The sequence below is a fragment of the Klebsiella sp. JN_Kp127 genome, assembly GCF_040062505.1.
Taxonomy (GTDB): Bacteria; Pseudomonadota; Gammaproteobacteria; order Enterobacterales; family Enterobacteriaceae; genus Klebsiella; species Klebsiella quasipneumoniae.
The window spans coordinates 74,411-91,251 of record NZ_JBEAHS010000037.1; the positions used below are offsets into that span (position 1 = coordinate 74,411).

Genomic DNA, 16,841 nt, shown 5'->3' on the forward strand with positions numbered 1-16,841 from the left:
GATGAGTCAGAACGTTTATCAATTTATCGACCTGCAGCGCGTTGATCCGCCAAAGAAACCGCTGAAGATCCGTAAAATTGAATTTGTGGAAATTTACGAGCCGTTTTCAGAAGGCCAGGCCAAGGCGCAGGCGGATCGCTGCCTCTCCTGCGGCAACCCGTACTGCGAGTGGAAGTGCCCGGTGCATAACTACATCCCGAACTGGCTGAAGCTGGCCAACGAGGGGCGTATTTTTGAGGCGGCTGAGCTGTCGCACCAGACCAACACCCTGCCGGAAGTCTGCGGGCGCGTCTGCCCGCAGGACCGCCTGTGTGAAGGCTCCTGTACGCTGAACGATGAGTTCGGCGCGGTGACCATCGGCAACATCGAACGCTATATCAATGATAAGGCATTCGAGATGGGCTGGCGTCCGGATCTCTCCGGCGTGAAACCGACCGGTAAAACCGTCGCTATTATCGGTGCTGGCCCGGCGGGCCTCGCCTGTGCCGACGTGTTGACCCGCAACGGCGTCAAGGCGGTGGTGTTTGACCGCCATCCGGAAATCGGCGGCCTGCTGACCTTCGGTATCCCGGCGTTCAAGCTGGAAAAAGAGGTGATGACCCGCCGCCGGGAGATCTTCACCGGCATGGGCATTGAGTTCAAACTCAATACCGAAGTGGGCCGCGACGTGCAGCTCGACGACCTGCTGAAAGAGTACGATGCCGTGTTCCTCGGCGTCGGCACCTATCAGTCGATGCGCGGCGGGCTGGACAATGAAGACGCCCCGGGCGTCTACGACGCGCTGCCGTTCCTGATCGCCAACACCAAGCAGATCATGGGCTTTGGCGAAACCGCCGATGAGCCCTACGTCAGCATGGAAGGCAAACGCGTGGTCGTTCTCGGCGGTGGCGATACCGCGATGGACTGCGTACGTACCTCCGTCCGTCAGAATGCGGCGCACGTGATCTGCGCCTATCGTCGTGACGAAGAGAACATGCCGGGTTCAAAACGCGAAGTGAAAAACGCGCGTGAGGAAGGCGTTGAGTTCCAGTTCAACGTCCAGCCGCTGGGCGTGGAAGTGAATGCCAACGGCAAAGTGTGCGGCGTGAAGATGGCGCGCACCGAGATGGGCCAGCCGGATGCGAAAGGCCGCCGTCGCGCGGAGATCGTCGCCGGCTCTGAGCACGTGGTGCCGGCAGACGCCGTCGTCATGGCGTTTGGCTTCCGTCCCCACAGCATGGAGTGGCTGGCGAAGCACAGCGTCGAGCTGGACTCCCAGGGCCGCATCATTGCGCCGGAAGGCAGCGAGAACGCCTTCCAGACCAGCAACCCGAAAATCTTCGCCGGCGGCGATATCGTTCGCGGTTCCGACCTGGTGGTCACCGCGATTGCGGAAGGACGTAAAGCGGCTGACGGGATCCTCAACTACCTTGAAGTCTGATTAGGCCCGGAGTCTCAGCGCATAAAAGCCCGATGGTTAACGACATCGGGCTTTTTTATTGCCCATTCGCCGGGCAAACCGCCGCTTTCAGCGCCGTATTATACCAGCCGCAGATATGTTCTAAGCGGGTGATCGCCGAGCCGACGGTCACCGCCCACGCGCCGCAGCGCATTGCCTCAGCCGCCTGCGCAGGCGTATTGTAGCGTCCCTCAGCGACCACTCTGCAGCCCGCGGCGCTCAGGCTTTTCACCAGCGCCAGATCCGGCTCGACCGGTGTCTCCTCTGCGGTATAGCCTGAGAGGGTGGTGCCAACCATATCGAAGCCCAATTGCCAGCATTCAAGGGCATCGTCGAGAGAGGAACAATCTGCCATCGCATTTTTCCCCTGGCGGTGAATTGCCGCCAACAACGATGCGACAGAGGCCGGACGCTGACGCCGCGTGCCGTCAACCGCAATGATATCGGCCCCTGCCTGCGCCAGGGCATTCACATCCTCAAGCCACGGCGTAATACGCACCGGGCTATCATGCAGATCGCGCTTAATCAGCGCGATAACAGGCACCGTCACTAACGGACGAACGGCCTGCAGGTTGGCCAGACCTTCTATGCGCAGCGCCACCGCCCCCGCCTGCTCCGCCGCCAGCCCCATCGCCGCGACGATGGCGGGGTTATCCAGCGGGCTGCCCGGCACCGGCTGGCAGGAGACAATTAATCCGCCATGGTGACGGATACGCTGGTCCAGTTGTGCGAGTAAAGACATGTCGGCTCCCTGAAAGCTACCTGTGGCGATGACAGTACCAGCCATGGGGCGCCTCGTTTGTGGCAGAGTTAACAAAGCGGACAGACAAAAAAAACAGGCCCCGCAGGGCCTGTCAGAGAAGGGAGTTACTTCACCACGCGCAGCGCCGGGCGACCGCCGCGCGGCGGCGGCGTGTCGTCAGGATCGTCGTCGTGATTATCGGGCTTATCGCCATCAATCACCGACATCACCGTTTCGCTTTCACTCTCAGGCGCGACGTCATCATCGTTGAGGCTGCTGACGTCTTCGTCATAGGCCGCTTCCGGTTCAAACATCGTGCCGGCGCCGTTCTCACGGGCATAGATGGCGAGTACCGCAGCCAGCGGGACAGATACGTTGCGCGGCACGCCGCCAAAGCGAGCGTTGAAGCGCACTTCGTCGTTCGCCAGCTCAAGATTACCTACCGCACGCGGGGCAATATTGAGAACGATTTGCCCGTCGCGCGCATACTCCATCGGCACGAGCACGCCCGGCAGCGTGACATCCACCACCAGATGCGGCGTCAGCTGGTTATCCAGCAGCCAGTCATAAAACGCCCGCAGCAGATACGGGCGACGCGGCGTCAGCTGTGATACATCCATTATTTAGCCCCGACCGAGGCGCATTTCACGCTCGGCTTCAGTTAAAGAGGCGAGGAAGGAATCACGCTCAAATACGCGAGTCATATAGCCTTTGAGCTCTTTCGCGCCTGCGCCAACCAGCTCCACACCGAGAACCGGCAGACGCCACAGCAGCGGCGCCAGGTAGCAATCCACCAGGCTGAACTCATCGCTCAGGAAGTAAGGTTTCTGGGTGAACACCGGCGCGATGGCCAGCAGTTCTTCACGCAGTTGCTTACGCGCAGCATCAGCTTGCGCTGCGGTACCGCTCTGGATGGTGTTCATCAGCGAATACCAGTCCTTCTCGATACGTTGCATATACAGACGGCTTTCGCCACGCGCCACCGGATAAACCGGCATTAACGGCGGGTGCGGGAAACGCTCATCCAGGTATTCCATAATGATGCGGGATTCCCACAGAGTGAGCTCACGATCCACCAGCGTCGGTACGCTTTGATTCGGGTTGAGGTCAATCAGATCCTGAGGCGGGTTGTCCTTCTCCACGTGCTCTATCTCAAAACTGACACCCTTCTCGGCCAGCACAATGCGGACCTGATGGCTATAGATGTCAGTAGGACCAGAAAACAGCGTCATTACCGAACGTTTGTTGGCAGCGACAGCCATGAAAACCTCCAGGTATATTCAGAATTTTGTACTGCTGCCAGCCACTCATGGCCGGCCAGATGTAAAAACCCCAGTAGCGCGATGTCACCTTCGTTCACGAATAAAACAAAAAATGAACAATCACCAGCATTTGGGCAGAAAATTGGATGATAGTTTACCAGATTTTGAAGACGTTGTGGTGAGGGGATTCTGGAAATGCTGAAAAAGTGGCAAGAACCGGCGGTAAGCTTGTGGATAACAGCCGTTTTATCCATAAAAAAACCCGCCGGAGCGGGTTTTTTCGCAAATTGTTCTGCGTGAGCAGAAAACAATTAACGTTTGGAGAACTGCGGACGACGACGTGCTTTACGCAGACCGACTTTCTTACGTTCAACCTGACGAGCGTCACGAGTGACGAAGCCAGCTTTACGCAGTTCAGAACGCAGGGACTCGTCGTACTCCATCAGAGCGCGGGTGATACCGTGACGGATCGCACCAGCCTGACCAGAGATACCACCACCTTTAACAGTGATGTACAGATCCAGTTTCTCAACCATGTCGACCAGTTCCAGCGGCTGACGAACTACCATGCGGGCAGTTTCACGACCGAAGTACTGTTCCAGAGAACGCTGGTTGATAACGATTTTGCCGTTGCCCGGTTTGATGAAAACGCGAGCTGCGGAACTTTTGCGGCGACCAGTGCCGTAGTATTGATTTTCAGCCATTGCCTATAATCCCGATTAGATGTCAAGAACTTGCGGTTGCTGTGCCGCGTGGTTGTGCTCGTTACCCGCGTAAACTTTCAGTTTACGGTACATAGCACGACCCAGCGGGCCTTTTGGCAGCATGCCTTTAACCGCGATTTCAATCACACGCTCAGGACGGCGGGCAATCATCTCTTCAAAGGTCGCTTCTTTGATACCACCGATGTGGCCGGTGTGGTGGTAGTACATTTTGTCTTCGCGCTTGTTGCCGGTAACAGCAACTTTTTCTGCGTTCAGAACGATGATGTAATCACCGGTATCAACGTGCGGAGTGTATTCCGCTTTGTGCTTACCGCGCAGGCGACGAGCCAGTTCAGTAGCCAGACGGCCCAGAGTTTTACCGGTCGCGTCAACAACATACCAGTCGCGTTTTACGGTTTCTGGTTTAGCTGTAAAAGTTTTCATTAAAAGCTTACCCAAATAATAAGTTACACGTTGGTGAACACCCAAACGTTTAGTCAGTTGAGGTTCACACGACATTGTCCAGCAAACCTACCCCTTCGAATAGCCTATGCCGGCACATAGAAAGTTTCGGGAAAAAAACCTTCTCGTAACGTGGGGTCGCAAGATTATAGAGAAGTCGGGGTCAAAGATCGACCCCTTTATGAGATTTTTCAGGCAGCTCCCGGGGCGGCCCTGCGGCCCTGAATTCGCCGGGAAAAAGTATCCTGTCAGGGCATATGCGGGCGCTTGAGGTACTCTTCGCTCTGCATCTCCTGCAGACGCGACAGACAGCGCTGAAACTCAAACTTCAGCCGCTCTCCCTGATAAATGTCGTACAGCGGCACCGCCGCGCTGACCACCAGCTTCACGTGGCGCTCATAGAACTCATCCACCAGGGCGATAAAGCGCCGGGCTTCGCTCTCCAGCTGCGCGGTCATCACCGGCACATCGAACAGCATCACGGTGTGGAACAGGCGGGAGAGCGCGATATAGTCATGCTGGCTACGGGCATCCACGCACAGCGTGGCGAACGACGCCGCCAGCGTCTGGTTTTCCACGCCGAGGGTCGGCAGCTCGCGATGGTTGATCTCCAGCGTCGGCCCGGCAGCGCGCGGCGCGCCGGCCAGCGCCAGCCACAGTTTATCCATCTGTTCGCGGGTGTCGTTATTCAGCGGCGACAGCCACAGGTGCGCCTGGGTCAGGGTACGCAAGCGATAATCGATGCCGGCATCGACGTTCATAATATCGCAATGCTGCTTGATGGCGTCGATAGCGGGCAGAAAACGGGCGCGCTGCAGGCCATTGCGATAGAGCTCATCCGGCGGAATATTGGAGGTCGCCACCAGCGTGATGCCGCGGGCGAACAGGGCCTTCATCAGCCCGCCCAACAGCATGGCGTCGGTTATATCGGAGACAAAAAACTCGTCGAAACAGAGCACGTCGGTTTCCGCTTTAAAGCGGTCGGCGACAATGTCCAGCGGGTCGCTATGGCCCTGCAGGGTGGTCAGCTCTTCGTGCACCCGCAGCATAAAGCGATGGAAATGCAGGCGCTGCTTACGCTCGCCCGGCAGGCTCTGGTAAAACAGGTCCATCAGCCAGGTTTTCCCCCGCCCCACGCCGCCCCACATATACAGGCCGCGGACGGGCGCCGCCTCGGCTGCTGGTTCGCGCTTACCCAGCAGTTTGCCGAATTTCGCGCGCAAACCGCCGCCTGACGCGACGGGCGCGGGCTGAGTCTGCAGTTCCTGGTAAATGGTATCGAGGCGGCTCACCGCTTCTTGCTGGACGTCGTCGGGTTGATGGCTGCCCTCTTTCAGGGCTGAAAGGTAACGCGATGTTGGAGACAGGCTTTGCATGATCTAATTGTTATTCCTTGAAAACCGTGATGTCGAAGCTCACGATTGACGAAAAAAAGGCCGTTCTACACTACGCGATGATACGCCAGGATTCCACTTCTGTGGAATTAGCGGTTATAGTGGCACTATCGGGCGCAGGCGGAGAGCCTAAGAGCCACCCTACGGAACCACAATACAACGGGAGATGTTCATGACCTGGGAATACGCGCTAATTGGGTTAGTCGTCGGTATCATCATTGGTGCCGTCGCCATGCGTTTCGGCAACCGCAAACTGCGCCAGCAGCAGGCGCTGCAGTTCGAACTGGAAAAGAATAAAGCCGAGCTTGAAGAGTACCGTGAAGAGCTGGTCAGCCATTTTGCGCGCAGCGCCGAGCTGCTGGATAACATGGCGCACGACTACCGTCAGCTGTATCAGCATATGGCGAAAAGCTCTAACAACCTGCTGCCGGATTCCATGGCAGACGCCAACCCGTTCCGCAACCGCCTGGAAGAGTCTGAAGCCAGCAACGATCAGGCGCCGGTCCAGATGCCGCGCGACTACTCCGAAGGCGCATCCGGATTACTGCGCGGTGGCGCAAAACGCGATTAAACAATCGCCTCTGATAAAATATTCTCCGGGCGCGCCCATCGCGCCCGCTCCTTCCCCCACTTCCCGGCTACAATTTAAACCAGTCCCCACATTGTTACCTGCGCAAAAATTCAATAACATCAGGTTATTCAGGACATTTTTCCATACACCTCAGGTTACGAGAGCCAGCATCTAATGAAGAAACAGACTTTGCTGTTGAGTGCGTTAGCGTTAAGCATTGGGTTATCGTTGTCGGTTCTGCCTCCGGCAGCAGCATCCTTACCGACTCAGGTGCCCGGCCAGGGCGCGTTACCAAGCCTGGCGCCGATGCTGGAAAAGGTCCTGCCGGCGGTAGTCAGCGTCCAGGTGGAAGGCACTGCCTCGCCGACGCTCAATATGCCGGAAGAGCTGAAGAAATATTTTGGCGATAACGCCCCGCAAGAGCAGGCGCAGCCGTTCGAAGGGCTTGGCTCCGGCGTCATTATCGACGCAGCGAAAGGCTACGTGCTGACCAATAACCACGTCATCAATCAGGCGCAGAAGATCAGCGTCCAGCTGAACGATGGTCGTGAATTTGATGCCAAACTGGTCGGTAGCGATGAACAGAGCGACATTGCTCTGCTGCAGCTGATTAAGCCGTCAAACCTGACGCAAATCGCCATTGCTGACTCCGATAAACTCCGCGTCGGCGACTTCGCCGTCGCCGTCGGCAACCCGTTCGGTCTTGGTCAGACCGCCACCTCCGGCATTATCTCTGCCCTTGGCCGCAGCGGCCTGAACCTTGAAGGGCTGGAGAATTTCATCCAGACCGATGCCTCCATCAACCGCGGCAACTCCGGCGGCGCGCTGTTGAACCTCAACGGCGAGCTTATCGGGATCAACACCGCGATCCTGGCGCCGGGCGGCGGCAGCATCGGCATCGGCTTCGCCATCCCGAGCAACATGGCGAAAACCCTCGCCGACCAGCTCATTCAGTTTGGCGAAATCAAGCGCGGCCTGCTGGGCATTAAAGGCATGGAAATGAGCGCCGATATCGCCAAGGCGATGAACCTCAACGTTCAGCGCGGCGCCTTCGTCAGTGAAGTGCTGCCAAACTCCGGGTCCGCCAAAGCGGGGATCAAATCCGGCGACGTCATCGTTAGCCTGAACGGCAAGCCGCTGAATAGTTTTGCCGAACTGCGCTCGCGGATCGCCACCACCGAGCCGGGGACCATAGTCAAACTGGGCCTGCTGCGCGACGGAAAACCGGTCGATGTCGAAGTGACGCTGGATAAGAGCACCTCCTCCACCGCCAGCGCTGAGCTGATTATCCCGGCTCTGCAGGGTGCCTCGTTCAGCGACGGTCAGATGAAAGATGGCACCAAAGGGGTGGTGATCGATAATGTCGATAAAGGCAGCGCCGCCGCCCAGGTCGGCCTGCATAAGGATGACATTATCATTGGCCTTAACCGCGAGCGTATTCATTCGATTGCCGAATTACGCAAAGTGCTCGAAGGCAAACCGCCGGTCATCGCCCTGAACGTGATCCGCGGCAACGAAAGCATCTATCTGCTGCTGCGCTGATTGTCTCCCCGGACATCGCCGCCATGTGCGATGTCCGGACAACTCATGCTATGCTGCGCCTGACCATTCATTAACGATATCTGCATCATGCCTGGAAAGTTATTACGTTCAGTACTCATCGGTTTGCTTGTCGGGGGCCTGCTGTTGGCCCTGATGCCCTCGCTGCGCCAGTGGCAGCTAGCGCCGACCACCCAGAACGATACGGCAGACGACTCCCCGGCGAGCTATAACGCCGCCGTACGCCGCGCCGCGCCCGCCGTAGTGAACGTCTATAACCGCGCCCTGAACAGCACCAGCCATAATCAGCTGACGCTTGGCTCCGGGGTGATCATGGACCAGCGCGGCTATATCCTGACCAACAAGCATGTGATTAACGATGCCGACCAGATTATCGTCGCTCTGCAGGACGGCCGGGTCTTCGAAGCGCTGCTGGTAGGCTCCGATTCCCTGACCGACCTCGCGGTGCTGAAGATCAACGCTACCGGCGGGCTGCCGGTGATCCCGATCAACCCGAAACGCACGCCGCACATCGGCGATGTGGTGCTGGCGATTGGCAACCCCTATAACCTGGGACAGACCATCACCCAGGGGATCATCAGCGCCACAGGGCGCATTGGCCTCAACCCCACCGGCCGCCAGAATTTCCTGCAGACTGACGCCTCGATCAACCACGGTAACTCCGGCGGGGCGCTGGTGAACTCCCTCGGCGAGCTGATGGGAATTAACACCCTCTCCTTTGACAAGAGCAACGACGGCGAAACGCCTGAAGGCATTGGCTTTGCGATCCCGTTCCAGTTAGCGACCAAAATTATGGATAAGCTGATCCGGGATGGCCGTGTGATCCGCGGCTATATCGGCATTAGCGGCCGGGAGATCGCCCCGCTGCACGCGCAGGGCGGCGGGATCGATCAGATCCAGGGGATCGTCGTTAACGATGTCGCACCGGACGGACCGGCCGCGCAGGCGGGGATCCGCGCCAACGACGTGATCATCTCCGTGAATGACAAACCCGCGGTCTCCGCGCTGGAGACGATGGATCAGGTGGCCGAGATCCGCCCGGGTTCGGAAATTCCGGTGGTCATCATGCGTGATGATAAGAAAATCACGCTCCATATCGCCGTCCAGGAATACCCGGCCACCAACTAAGCGGCTCCCCGTTTGGGGAGCCACGTTAATCGCTAAATACCAGACCGGCCGGGAATCTGACCAGAAACCCGGTCATCATGAATGCAAGACAATAAAAAGCCGGAACAACAGTTCCGGCTTTTTTGAGCGTGCGAGGTTACTTGTTGACGAAGTCTTCGCCGAGCGCGATATCTTTCTTCAGGGTGTCCAGCATGCCTTCCAGCGCCTGCTGCTCAAAGGCGCTGAGTTTGCCGATAGACTGACGCTCTTCTACGCCATTTTTCCCCAGCAGCAGCGGCTGAGAGAAGAAACGCGCATACTGGCCGTCGCCTTCCACGTAGGCGCACTCCACTACGTCTTTTTCTCCCTGCATGGCGCGAACCAGAGAAAGGCCAAAGCGCGCAGCCGCCTGACCCATCGACAAGGTCGCCGACCCGCCGCCCGCTTTCGCTTCCACGACCTCGGTACCGGCGTTTTGAATGCGTTTAGTCAGATCGGCCACTTCCTGATCGCTAAAGCTGACGCCCGGGATCTGTGACAGTAAAGGCAGAATGGTGACCCCGGAGTGACCGCCAATAACCGGGACTTCCACCTCGGTTGCCGATTGACCTTTCAGCTCCGCCACAAAGGTGTTGGAGCGGATGATGTCCAGCGTAGTCACGCCGAACAGTTTGTTTTTATCGTACACGCCGGCTTTTTTCAGCACTTCAGCGGCGATGGCCACGGTGGTGTTCACCGGGTTGGTAATAATGCCGATGCAGGCCTGCGGGCAGGTTTTGGCTATCTGCTGCACGAGGTTCTTAACGATACCTGCATTCACATTAAACAGGTCGGAACGATCCATGCCGGGCTTACGCGCTACGCCCGCGGAGATCAGCACCACATCAGCGCCTTCCAGCGCCGGGGTAGCATCTTCACCGGAAAATCCTTTAATTTTTACATCTGTGGGGATATGACTTAGATCTACCGCCACGCCCGGCGTAACCGGAGCGATGTCGTACAACGAGAGCTCTGAACCTGAAGGCAGTTGGGTCTTAAGTAGTAGGGCAAGCGCCTGGCCGATACCACCGGCAGCGCCAAGGACTGCAACTTTCATCCTAAACTCCTTATTATGGTTAATTTAGTCTTTCGTTATTCCGTCGCCTGGACCTTAATTCACAAGATGAACAATTACAATGATTATGGCTGAAGAATGCATTATTGTGCGTAGCAATAGAACAGCGGCGCACTTTATGCTTCCTGACTGACCATCCAGCAAAGCGAAGTACCGGATCGACTATTGGTTACAATACACCCAGCCAGTTGCGCAAAACAACACCAACTCAATAACATTTCATTTACTTTTACATGCCTTTAAGCGTTGTGATGAGAACATGTTCCTTATACGGTTTTTTTGCTAAAATATGCCCCCTTCATAACATTATTGACCTATCCCCTCGCGGATTATTTGCATAAAAATTCACGGTTATGCATAATGATGTTGATTTTACCACCATAATCTGGGTGACTTATGCGAAGTTCGGCAAAACAAGAAGAACTGGTTAAAGCGTTTAAAGCGCTGCTTAAAGAAGAGAAATTCAGCTCGCAAGGAGAGATCGTCCAGGCGCTGCAGGAAGAAGGCTTCGAGAATATCAACCAATCGAAGGTTTCCCGCATGCTCACCAAATTTGGCGCGGTTCGTACCCGTAACGCCAAAATGGAAATGGTCTATTGCCTGCCTGCCGAGCTTGGCGTGCCGACCACCTCCAGCCCGCTGAAAAATCTGGTGCTGGATATCGACTATAACGATGCCGTCGTGGTGATTCACACCAGCCCCGGGGCAGCGCAGCTGATCGCCCGTCTTCTCGACTCGCTGGGCAAGGCGGAAGGTATTCTTGGCAGCATCGCCGGGGATGACACCATCTTCACCACGCCAGCGCGCGGTTTCACAGTGAAAGATCTGCACGACGCTATCCTGGTGCTGTTCGAACAGGAACTCTGAGCATTCCCCTCTGGCAACCGTCAGAGGGTGATTCCCCCTCTTCTCTCCCTCTCCCCCCTTTTAACTCAACAAAAATTTAACATTTCGTGTGATTTAGCCTGTCTATACGTTCTTTTACGTAAGGGAAACGCCTAAAACGCACGAAAGATCAAAATCTTATACCTTTATGATTTTATTAGAAATAAAACTTATCTCTGTCTGTGACTCGTCATTTTTAATTCTTATCGGTTATAAAAAGCGTAATTTATTGTAACTATTAACGCACAAAACAATTAGCATGGTATTAATATTTTTGGTGATTAGTGTATACTTGTTTTTGTGATGAGGGTCACGAAACAAAGACCCTCAACAAAAAGATTCGACGAGGTGAACATCATGAAAATCAAAACCACTGTAGCAGCTCTCAGCATCCTGTCCGTCATGTCGTTTGGCGCTTTCGCCGCTGATGTTATCAACAGCGAGCAAGCCCAGGGCCGCGAGGCCATCGGTACAGTTTCCGTCGGCGCGGTAGCCTCTTCCCCGATGGATATGCATGAAATGCTGAACAAAAAAGCGCAGGAAGAAGGGGCTTCTTCTTACCGCATTATCGAAGCCCGCACTGGCGACCACTGGCATGCCACTGCTGAGCTGTATAAATAAGTTTTAGATCGTCAACGATTAACCCGACAAAAAATTCTCTACCGCGGCCCGGCCTCATTCATCGCCCCGCCGCGGCAAAACAAAGACTGGAGTAAAGATTATGAAACGCGCAATGATCATCGCATCCCTTGGCCTGGCTTCTCTTCTCTCTTTCGGCGCTAGCGCGGCCGTTCAGCAAGTGAACGCTGAGCAAGCCCAGAACCTGCAGTCCATGGGCACCATCTCGGTTTCCCAGGTAGGTAGTGCGCCAATGGACATGCGTCAGGAACTGGCCGCTAAAGCCGAGAAAGAAGGCGCCAGCAGCTACCGTATTATTGAAGCACGTACCGGCGATAGCTGGCACGCCACCGCTGAGCTGTACAAATAAACCCTCGTCGTCTTATTTCGACGACTTGCCCCCGCCTGCCGGGGGCTTTTTTATGCCTGCCGGGCGTTAAAACGTAACTCCCCCTCCAGCTCTTCCTCTGCTTCATCAAATAATAAAATTAACGCCCCAAAGCGCCGACGCTGCTTGTCATTTAAATGGATGAACTCAATGTCCAGCGGCAGCGGCAGCAGCCCACCGGTCACCGCGTCCCATAGCGAATCAAGGTTGTTGACCTTATCCTGTGCCAGCTCGAAGGTGCGGGAAAACTCCCGGTAGAAATCCTGTTGCTCGGCGATTTCGTCAAAATCAAACGTATAGGTGGTCATGGCAGCCCCTCCCGCTTCTCTTCCTGTCGCCGTTAAGTATAGCGATAAAAAAACCGACGCCTGGGCGTCGGTTTATGGGTTAACTGCTGGTCAGCACATGCTGGTACTTGTGCAACATCTCAACCAGTCGCCGTACCGGCTCGGTCACCTGTGGCGAAGCCTCCCAGACCCGCAGCTTCTCCTGATAAACATCAAGCTCCGCCAGCAGCCGGGTAAAATAGCGCCGACGCTTATCATCGCTCCCGGCGGAGATTACATGATCCGCGGTACGTCGCAGCTGGCGATGGAACGCCGACAGATCCTCATTCACCGGCACGGGCGCATCGCGCAGGCGCTGGTGGGCAATGATTAACGTCAACGCCAGTCGGAAACGAGCGACATCGCCGGGGAATTTGTTGAGCAATAAAAACAGCTGCTGATAGAGCGCGGGCAGATGATTCTCTTTGCGACGCGCCGAGTTGGTGGTCAGCGAAGAGACCGCCGCGGAGACAAACTGGTTCAGCAGCACCCGACCGGTTCTTGCCCGGGAGTTATCCCTGACAATGAGAATAACCATCAGGGCGAGGAAACAACCGACGATCTGCCCCAGCGCGCTATCGAGGAACTGACTGAACTGGAACTGCATCGGGTTATCCAGCACCAGAATGTTGATGGTGCTCGCCAGCGCCCCCAGCGATCCGAGGCGCCTTTTCTGCACTTCGATACCGATAAAAAACGCCATCGCCGCCAGGCTGATACAAAGCAACAGCATACTCTGCTGCGTCGCCGGCATGATCACCAGAAAGTACAGGGTACCCAGCGGTAACGCCGCCAGAGTACCGTAGAGAAAGTCTATCGCCACCATTCGCGGGTTAGGCAAGCGCATCGCCAGCGCGGTAACCACGGCAATCATCACCATTGCGCCGCTGCCTGAGGTCCAGCCCGTCCACAGCCAGAACAGCGTCCCAAGGATACAGGAGACAGAGGTACGCCAGAAGTTCACCATCGCGTGGTGACGCTCGGCGGACTCCACTTTAACCACCGTTTCGCCGCGCAATACACCGTCTTCGATGCGGCTGATTTTGGTGTTGCCCACCACGCCACGCTTAAGCAGCAGGTAACGGGTGGCTGCGCCTACCCAGCTGTAGATGGTGACCGGCGTATTATGCTCGCCTTTCCAGGTCAGGAAGCGACGCATACGCTTCAGCTGCTGGTGAACATCCTGCACCGTCTCAACCGGCTCAGCGAACAGCTCGCGGTAGTCGTCCGTCACCATTTCCGGGCGCGAGTTCTGAATCAGGTAGGTTTCGCAAGCCTGGGTGATAAGCGTTAGCGAGAGGGTATTGATCGCCTTCAGGCGTTGATTCGCCTTAGCCCAGCGAGAGGACTCCATAATCAGGTTACTGCGCATTCCTTCCAGCGCCGTGGTGCGACGCACCAGCGCTCCCCAGGCCTGATCCACTTCATCTTTTTCGCCGTGCGCAACGCATAACTGCATCAGCTTATACTGCGCAATCAGCAGGTTATCCAGTTCAAGGTCGATCTCTTTTTTAATCGAACGCGGGGAGAACAGCAGATCGGCGACGATGGCGCTGACAATCCCGATGACGATTTCGCTGCAGCGCTCAACGGCAAACTGCGGCGCCAGCATCGGATCGGTGTGGATGGTAATAATGATAATCAGCGCGGTGTATCCGGCCAGCCCCCAGGCATAGGAGTTTTCGACCTTGACCAGCGACGAAACCCAGGTACAAAACCCGGCCCACAGGCAGCAGACCAGCATCATCAGCAGAGGGGCGCGGATCATCAGGATGATGATGACCAGCGCCGCAATACAGCCAATAAAGGTCCCGGCAATACGCAACATGCCGCGATAGCGGATCGCGCCGGAGTACGGCTCTCCCCCGGCGGCAAAGGCCGGGCCAGCGGCGACAATCGCCGCGGTCAGCACCGCCCAGCGCGGCGTTTCGAGCTGAAAATGGAAGCCGACGAACAGCGCCAACACCACCGCGCATGCAAGCTTAATAGCAAAGCGGAGATGCTGGGGAGCAATAGTATATGTCCCCATAGCGATTAACCGAATTCGCGCAGGCGCATAGCCAGTTTCTGGAAGAAGTTGGCCTGGCTGGTATCACGGTCTTCTTTACCGGTGATCACCACCGTCGCCGTCGTGCCCGATGGCCACAGATTCCCCTGCTGGTGGTCAAGGCGAATACGAACCGGCACACGCTGCGCCAGACGCACCCATTCAAGGTTGGAATCCACCGAAGCCATCCCTTTCGAGTCGCTGCTGCTGCTGGCGTTGGTTACCCCCGCAGCGATACTGTCCACCGTGCCTTTAATGGTTTTGCTGCTGCCAAGCGGGGTAATTTCCGCCCGGTATCCAGGGCGGACGCCTTCCAGTTTGGTCTCTTCCAGATAGGCCATGACGTAAAATGTATTCTCTTTCACCAGCGCCACCGCCGTGGAGCCGCGAGTGATAAATTCCCCGGTATAGACGTTAAGGTTGGTCACCCAGCCATCAGCGGGGGCGCGAATCTCTGTGCGCTGCAGGTCCAGTCTGGCCAGGTCGCGGCTGGCCACCGCTTTCGCCAGCTGATGCTCAACGGTCTGCAGCACGTTGTTCGCCTGGTCAATCTCTTCCCGCGACATCGCCTGGACGCCAAGCTTATTACGCCGACCGGCTTCGACACGTTTTTCCTGGGCTAAGGTCTGGTAGTAGGCGACATCGGCTTCCGCCTGCGCCAGCGCTTTTTGGTAACGGGGTTGGTCAATAACGAACAATACCTGGTCTTTCTTAACCAGTTGGTTATCCTTGACGTTTACCTGGGAAATCAGCCCGGAGACGTCGGGAGCAATGGCCACAATGTCGGCGCTAAAGCGCGCATCCCGCGTCCACGGCGAGGCGGTGTAGTAAACCCAGGCGCGGAAAATCGCCACGAAGGCCAAAATGACCAGTATCACGGTAATAGCGGTACGGAGGATATTTCTTGTTAGTGTTTTCACATCAACCTCAAACGAACAAGCGCGATATCAAATAAAAAAGGCAGCAATATAGCGCCGTATTAAACAGTGCAGGGTGCCAGACAAAATCGTAAATGCCGGTCGGAACCAGCAATCGGTGCACCAGCCAGAAGATGGCCAGCGACAAAAGCAACTCGAAGAAGATCGGCGGAAACGATAAGCCGAAAATCACGATGACAGGAAACAGACTCATGATGACCTTGAATAAGAAGCGTACAGGTAGTGAGCAGATGCGTTTATTATGTAGCTAACAATATATTAACGTAACGATTGCCGCATTATCTACAATGTGTGATCTAAATCACTTTTAAGCCAGAGTGAATAATGGAACGATTAAAGCGCATGTCCGTTTTCGCCAAAGTGGTCGAATTAGGTTCCTTCACCGCAGCGGCCCGCCAGCTTCAGATGAGCGTTTCTTCGATCAGTCAGACCGTCGCCAAACTGGAAGATGAACTGCAGGTGAAGCTGCTCAACCGCAGCACCCGCAGCCTTGGCTTAACGGAAGCGGGTAAAATTTACTATCAGGGCTGCCGTAGGATGCTGTTTGAAGCACAGGATGTCCATGAGCAATTATACGCATTTAACAACACCCCCATCGGAACGCTGCGTATCGGCTGCTCTTCAACTATGGCACAGAATGTTCTGGCGCGCATAACGGCGAAAATGCTGAAAGAATACCCCGGGCTCTCCGTCAATCTGGTCACCGGCATACCTGCGCCGGACCTGATCGCCGACGGTCTTGACGTGGTGATCCGCGTGGGCGCCCTGCAGGATTCCAGTCTTTTTTCCCGCCGTCTGGGCTCAATGCCGATGGTGTTATGCGCCGCGAAAAGCTATCTGGCGCAGGCTGGCAATCCTGAGAAACCGGCCGATCTTGCCGGGCATGCCTGGCTGGAATATAGCGTGCGGCCGGACAATGAGTTTGTCATTATCGCGCCGGAAGGGATCTCAACCCGCCTGACCCCGCAGGGGCGCTTTGTGACCAATGACCCCATGACGCTGGTGCGCTGGCTGACCGCAGGGGTGGGTATCGCCTATGTGCCGTTGATGTGGGCGATCGAAGAGATCAATCGCGGTGAGCTTGAGATCCTGCTGCCGAGCTACCAGTCCGATCCGCGTCCGGTCTACGCCCTGTACACCGAAAAGGATAAACTGCCGCTGAAAGTGCAGGTCTGTATCAATTATCTGACGGAGTATTTTGTCGACGTGGCGAAGATCTATCAGGGGATGCACGGCAGAGGGATCGCCCGCTGAAGCGGTTCCCGGCGACGCCGGGAACCCGCTC

At 56.2% G+C, this 16,841-nt stretch carries 20 protein-coding genes; 8 read left to right on the top strand and 12 right to left on the bottom strand.

Going from position 1 to position 16,841, the window contains the following annotated elements; translation table 11 throughout:
* The first annotated feature begins 1 nt into the window (after position 1).
* A complete protein-coding gene (gene gltD, locus ABLV04_RS13910) occupies positions 2-1,420 on the top strand; it encodes a glutamate synthase subunit GltD (RefSeq protein WP_032454181.1) in 1,419 nt (472 codons plus the stop codon).
* 55 nt (positions 1,421-1,475) lie between these two features.
* Here gltD and ABLV04_RS13915 read toward each other — a convergent pair whose 3' ends face one another.
* The 7 genes from ABLV04_RS13915 to zapE all read right to left on the bottom strand — a co-directional run bounded on the left by ABLV04_RS13915 (position 1,476) and on the right by zapE (position 5,984).
* On the bottom strand, positions 1,476-2,180 hold the full coding sequence (locus ABLV04_RS13915) for an N-acetylmannosamine-6-phosphate 2-epimerase (protein WP_072420652.1): 705 nt from the start codon (positions 2,178-2,180) through the stop codon (positions 1,476-1,478).
* Between the two features lie 125 nt (positions 2,181-2,305).
* Positions 2,306-2,800 carry a ClpXP protease specificity-enhancing factor gene (gene sspB / locus ABLV04_RS13920; protein ID WP_002918465.1) on the bottom strand — a complete coding sequence of 165 codons (495 nt, stop codon included), beginning with the start codon at positions 2,798-2,800 and terminating at the stop codon, positions 2,306-2,308.
* A gap of 3 nt (positions 2,801-2,803) precedes the next feature.
* Entirely contained in the window at positions 2,804-3,442 is a 639-nt protein-coding gene (sspA, locus tag ABLV04_RS13925) for a stringent starvation protein SspA (protein WP_002918467.1), read from the bottom strand.
* The gene (locus tag ABLV04_RS13930; RefSeq protein ID WP_136070768.1) at positions 3,412-3,696 is read right to left on the bottom strand and encodes a hypothetical protein; all 285 of its coding nucleotides are present in this window, start codon (positions 3,694-3,696) and stop codon (positions 3,412-3,414) included. Before ABLV04_RS13930 ends, sspA begins: the two co-directional genes overlap by 31 nt.
* A gap of 57 nt (positions 3,697-3,753) precedes the next feature.
* Entirely contained in the window at positions 3,754-4,146 is a 393-nt protein-coding gene (gene rpsI, locus ABLV04_RS13935) for a 30S ribosomal protein S9 (protein ID WP_000829818.1), read from the bottom strand.
* Between the two features lie 15 nt (positions 4,147-4,161).
* Entirely contained in the window at positions 4,162-4,590 is a 429-nt protein-coding gene (rplM, locus tag ABLV04_RS13940; protein WP_002918559.1) for a 50S ribosomal protein L13, read from the bottom strand.
* Positions 4,591-4,856: 266 nt separating this feature from the next.
* The gene (gene zapE / locus ABLV04_RS13945) at positions 4,857-5,984 is read right to left on the bottom strand and encodes a cell division protein ZapE (protein WP_023291141.1); all 1,128 of its coding nucleotides are present in this window, start codon (positions 5,982-5,984) and stop codon (positions 4,857-4,859) included.
* A 190-nt stretch (positions 5,985-6,174) separates the two neighbouring features.
* Here zapE and zapG point away from each other — a divergent pair, with 190 nt between their 5' ends.
* The 3 genes from zapG (at position 6,175) to degS (ending at position 9,261) form a co-directional block, all read left to right on the top strand.
* Positions 6,175-6,573 carry a Z-ring associated protein ZapG gene (gene zapG, locus ABLV04_RS13950; RefSeq protein ID WP_012540461.1) on the top strand — a complete coding sequence of 133 codons (399 nt, stop codon included), beginning with the start codon at positions 6,175-6,177 and terminating at the stop codon, positions 6,571-6,573.
* Positions 6,574-6,747: 174 nt separating this feature from the next.
* On the top strand, positions 6,748-8,115 hold the full coding sequence (gene degQ, locus ABLV04_RS13955) for a serine endoprotease DegQ (RefSeq protein WP_178945075.1): 1,368 nt from the start codon (positions 6,748-6,750) through the stop codon (positions 8,113-8,115).
* 87 nt (positions 8,116-8,202) lie between these two features.
* Positions 8,203-9,261: an outer membrane-stress sensor serine endopeptidase DegS gene (gene degS / locus ABLV04_RS13960; RefSeq protein WP_002918568.1), complete on the top strand. Its 1,059-nt coding sequence runs from the start codon at positions 8,203-8,205 to the stop codon at positions 9,259-9,261.
* Between the two features lie 136 nt (positions 9,262-9,397).
* Here degS and mdh read toward each other — a convergent pair whose 3' ends face one another.
* Positions 9,398-10,336, bottom strand: coding sequence for a malate dehydrogenase (gene mdh, locus ABLV04_RS13965; protein WP_117132943.1), 939 nt, complete (start codon positions 10,334-10,336; stop codon positions 9,398-9,400).
* Between the two features lie 414 nt (positions 10,337-10,750).
* On the opposite strand from mdh, the gene argR reads away from it, so the two are divergent.
* The 3 genes from argR to yhcN-B all read left to right on the top strand — a co-directional run bounded on the left by argR (position 10,751) and on the right by yhcN-B (position 12,227).
* Positions 10,751-11,221 (top strand): transcriptional regulator ArgR, encoded by a 471-nt coding sequence (gene argR, locus ABLV04_RS13970; protein WP_002918625.1) that lies wholly within the window; start codon positions 10,751-10,753, stop codon positions 11,219-11,221.
* Between the two features lie 375 nt (positions 11,222-11,596).
* Positions 11,597-11,860 (top strand): peroxide/acid stress response protein YhcN, encoded by a 264-nt coding sequence (gene yhcN / locus ABLV04_RS13975; RefSeq protein ID WP_017899932.1) that lies wholly within the window; start codon positions 11,597-11,599, stop codon positions 11,858-11,860.
* A gap of 100 nt (positions 11,861-11,960) precedes the next feature.
* Positions 11,961-12,227 carry a DUF1471 family stress response protein YhcN-B gene (yhcN-B, locus tag ABLV04_RS13980; protein WP_002918627.1) on the top strand — a complete coding sequence of 89 codons (267 nt, stop codon included), beginning with the start codon at positions 11,961-11,963 and terminating at the stop codon, positions 12,225-12,227.
* A 50-nt stretch (positions 12,228-12,277) separates the two neighbouring features.
* On the opposite strand, the gene ABLV04_RS13985 is transcribed toward yhcN-B, so the two are convergent.
* From ABLV04_RS13985 to aaeX, 4 genes are all read right to left on the bottom strand, one after another.
* Positions 12,278-12,553 carry a barstar family protein gene (locus tag ABLV04_RS13985; protein ID WP_002918629.1) on the bottom strand — a complete coding sequence of 92 codons (276 nt, stop codon included), beginning with the start codon at positions 12,551-12,553 and terminating at the stop codon, positions 12,278-12,280.
* A gap of 79 nt (positions 12,554-12,632) precedes the next feature.
* The gene (gene aaeB / locus ABLV04_RS13990; RefSeq protein ID WP_023291151.1) at positions 12,633-14,600 is read right to left on the bottom strand and encodes a p-hydroxybenzoic acid efflux pump subunit AaeB; all 1,968 of its coding nucleotides are present in this window, start codon (positions 14,598-14,600) and stop codon (positions 12,633-12,635) included.
* Between the two features lie 5 nt (positions 14,601-14,605).
* Positions 14,606-15,538 (bottom strand): p-hydroxybenzoic acid efflux pump subunit AaeA, encoded by a 933-nt coding sequence (gene aaeA, locus ABLV04_RS13995; protein ID WP_023291152.1) that lies wholly within the window; start codon positions 15,536-15,538, stop codon positions 14,606-14,608.
* Between the two features lie 7 nt (positions 15,539-15,545).
* Positions 15,546-15,749, bottom strand: a complete 204-nt coding sequence (aaeX, locus tag ABLV04_RS14000; RefSeq protein WP_002918640.1) for a p-hydroxybenzoic acid efflux pump operon protein AaeX — start codon at positions 15,747-15,749, stop codon at positions 15,546-15,548.
* Positions 15,750-15,880: 131 nt separating this feature from the next.
* On the opposite strand from aaeX, the gene aaeR reads away from it, so the two are divergent.
* The gene (gene aaeR, locus ABLV04_RS14005) at positions 15,881-16,810 is read left to right on the top strand and encodes an HTH-type transcriptional activator AaeR (protein WP_002918641.1); all 930 of its coding nucleotides are present in this window, start codon (positions 15,881-15,883) and stop codon (positions 16,808-16,810) included.
* The last annotated feature ends 31 nt before the right edge of the window (positions 16,811-16,841 follow it).

What these genes read in the sequence shown, in the direction of transcription:
- gltD (WP_032454181.1), top strand. Translation starts at nt 2, where the DNA reads ATGAGTCAGAACGTTTATCAATTTATCGACCTGCAGCGCGTTGATCCG.
- ABLV04_RS13915 (WP_072420652.1), bottom strand. Translation starts at nt 2,180, where the DNA reads ATGTCTTTACTCGCACAACTGGACCAGCGTATCCGTCACCATGGCGGA.
- sspB (WP_002918465.1), bottom strand. Translation starts at nt 2,800, where the DNA reads ATGGATGTATCACAGCTGACGCCGCGTCGCCCGTATCTGCTGCGGGCG.
- sspA (WP_002918467.1), bottom strand. Translation starts at nt 3,442, where the DNA reads ATGGCTGTCGCTGCCAACAAACGTTCGGTAATGACGCTGTTTTCTGGT.
- ABLV04_RS13930 (WP_136070768.1), bottom strand. Translation starts at nt 3,696, where the DNA reads ATGGATAAAACGGCTGTTATCCACAAGCTTACCGCCGGTTCTTGCCAC.
- rpsI (WP_000829818.1), bottom strand. Translation starts at nt 4,146, where the DNA reads ATGGCTGAAAATCAATACTACGGCACTGGTCGCCGCAAAAGTTCCGCA.
- rplM (WP_002918559.1), bottom strand. Translation starts at nt 4,590, where the DNA reads ATGAAAACTTTTACAGCTAAACCAGAAACCGTAAAACGCGACTGGTAT.
- zapE (WP_023291141.1), bottom strand. Translation starts at nt 5,984, where the DNA reads ATGCAAAGCCTGTCTCCAACATCGCGTTACCTTTCAGCCCTGAAAGAG.
- zapG (WP_012540461.1), top strand. Translation starts at nt 6,175, where the DNA reads ATGACCTGGGAATACGCGCTAATTGGGTTAGTCGTCGGTATCATCATT.
- degQ (WP_178945075.1), top strand. Translation starts at nt 6,748, where the DNA reads ATGAAGAAACAGACTTTGCTGTTGAGTGCGTTAGCGTTAAGCATTGGG.
- degS (WP_002918568.1), top strand. Translation starts at nt 8,203, where the DNA reads ATGCCTGGAAAGTTATTACGTTCAGTACTCATCGGTTTGCTTGTCGGG.
- mdh (WP_117132943.1), bottom strand. Translation starts at nt 10,336, where the DNA reads ATGAAAGTTGCAGTCCTTGGCGCTGCCGGTGGTATCGGCCAGGCGCTT.
- argR (WP_002918625.1), top strand. Translation starts at nt 10,751, where the DNA reads ATGCGAAGTTCGGCAAAACAAGAAGAACTGGTTAAAGCGTTTAAAGCG.
- yhcN (WP_017899932.1), top strand. Translation starts at nt 11,597, where the DNA reads ATGAAAATCAAAACCACTGTAGCAGCTCTCAGCATCCTGTCCGTCATG.
- yhcN-B (WP_002918627.1), top strand. Translation starts at nt 11,961, where the DNA reads ATGAAACGCGCAATGATCATCGCATCCCTTGGCCTGGCTTCTCTTCTC.
- ABLV04_RS13985 (WP_002918629.1), bottom strand. Translation starts at nt 12,553, where the DNA reads ATGACCACCTATACGTTTGATTTTGACGAAATCGCCGAGCAACAGGAT.
- aaeB (WP_023291151.1), bottom strand. Translation starts at nt 14,600, where the DNA reads ATGGGGACATATACTATTGCTCCCCAGCATCTCCGCTTTGCTATTAAG.
- aaeX (WP_002918640.1), bottom strand. Translation starts at nt 15,749, where the DNA reads ATGAGTCTGTTTCCTGTCATCGTGATTTTCGGCTTATCGTTTCCGCCG.
- aaeR (WP_002918641.1), top strand. Translation starts at nt 15,881, where the DNA reads ATGGAACGATTAAAGCGCATGTCCGTTTTCGCCAAAGTGGTCGAATTA.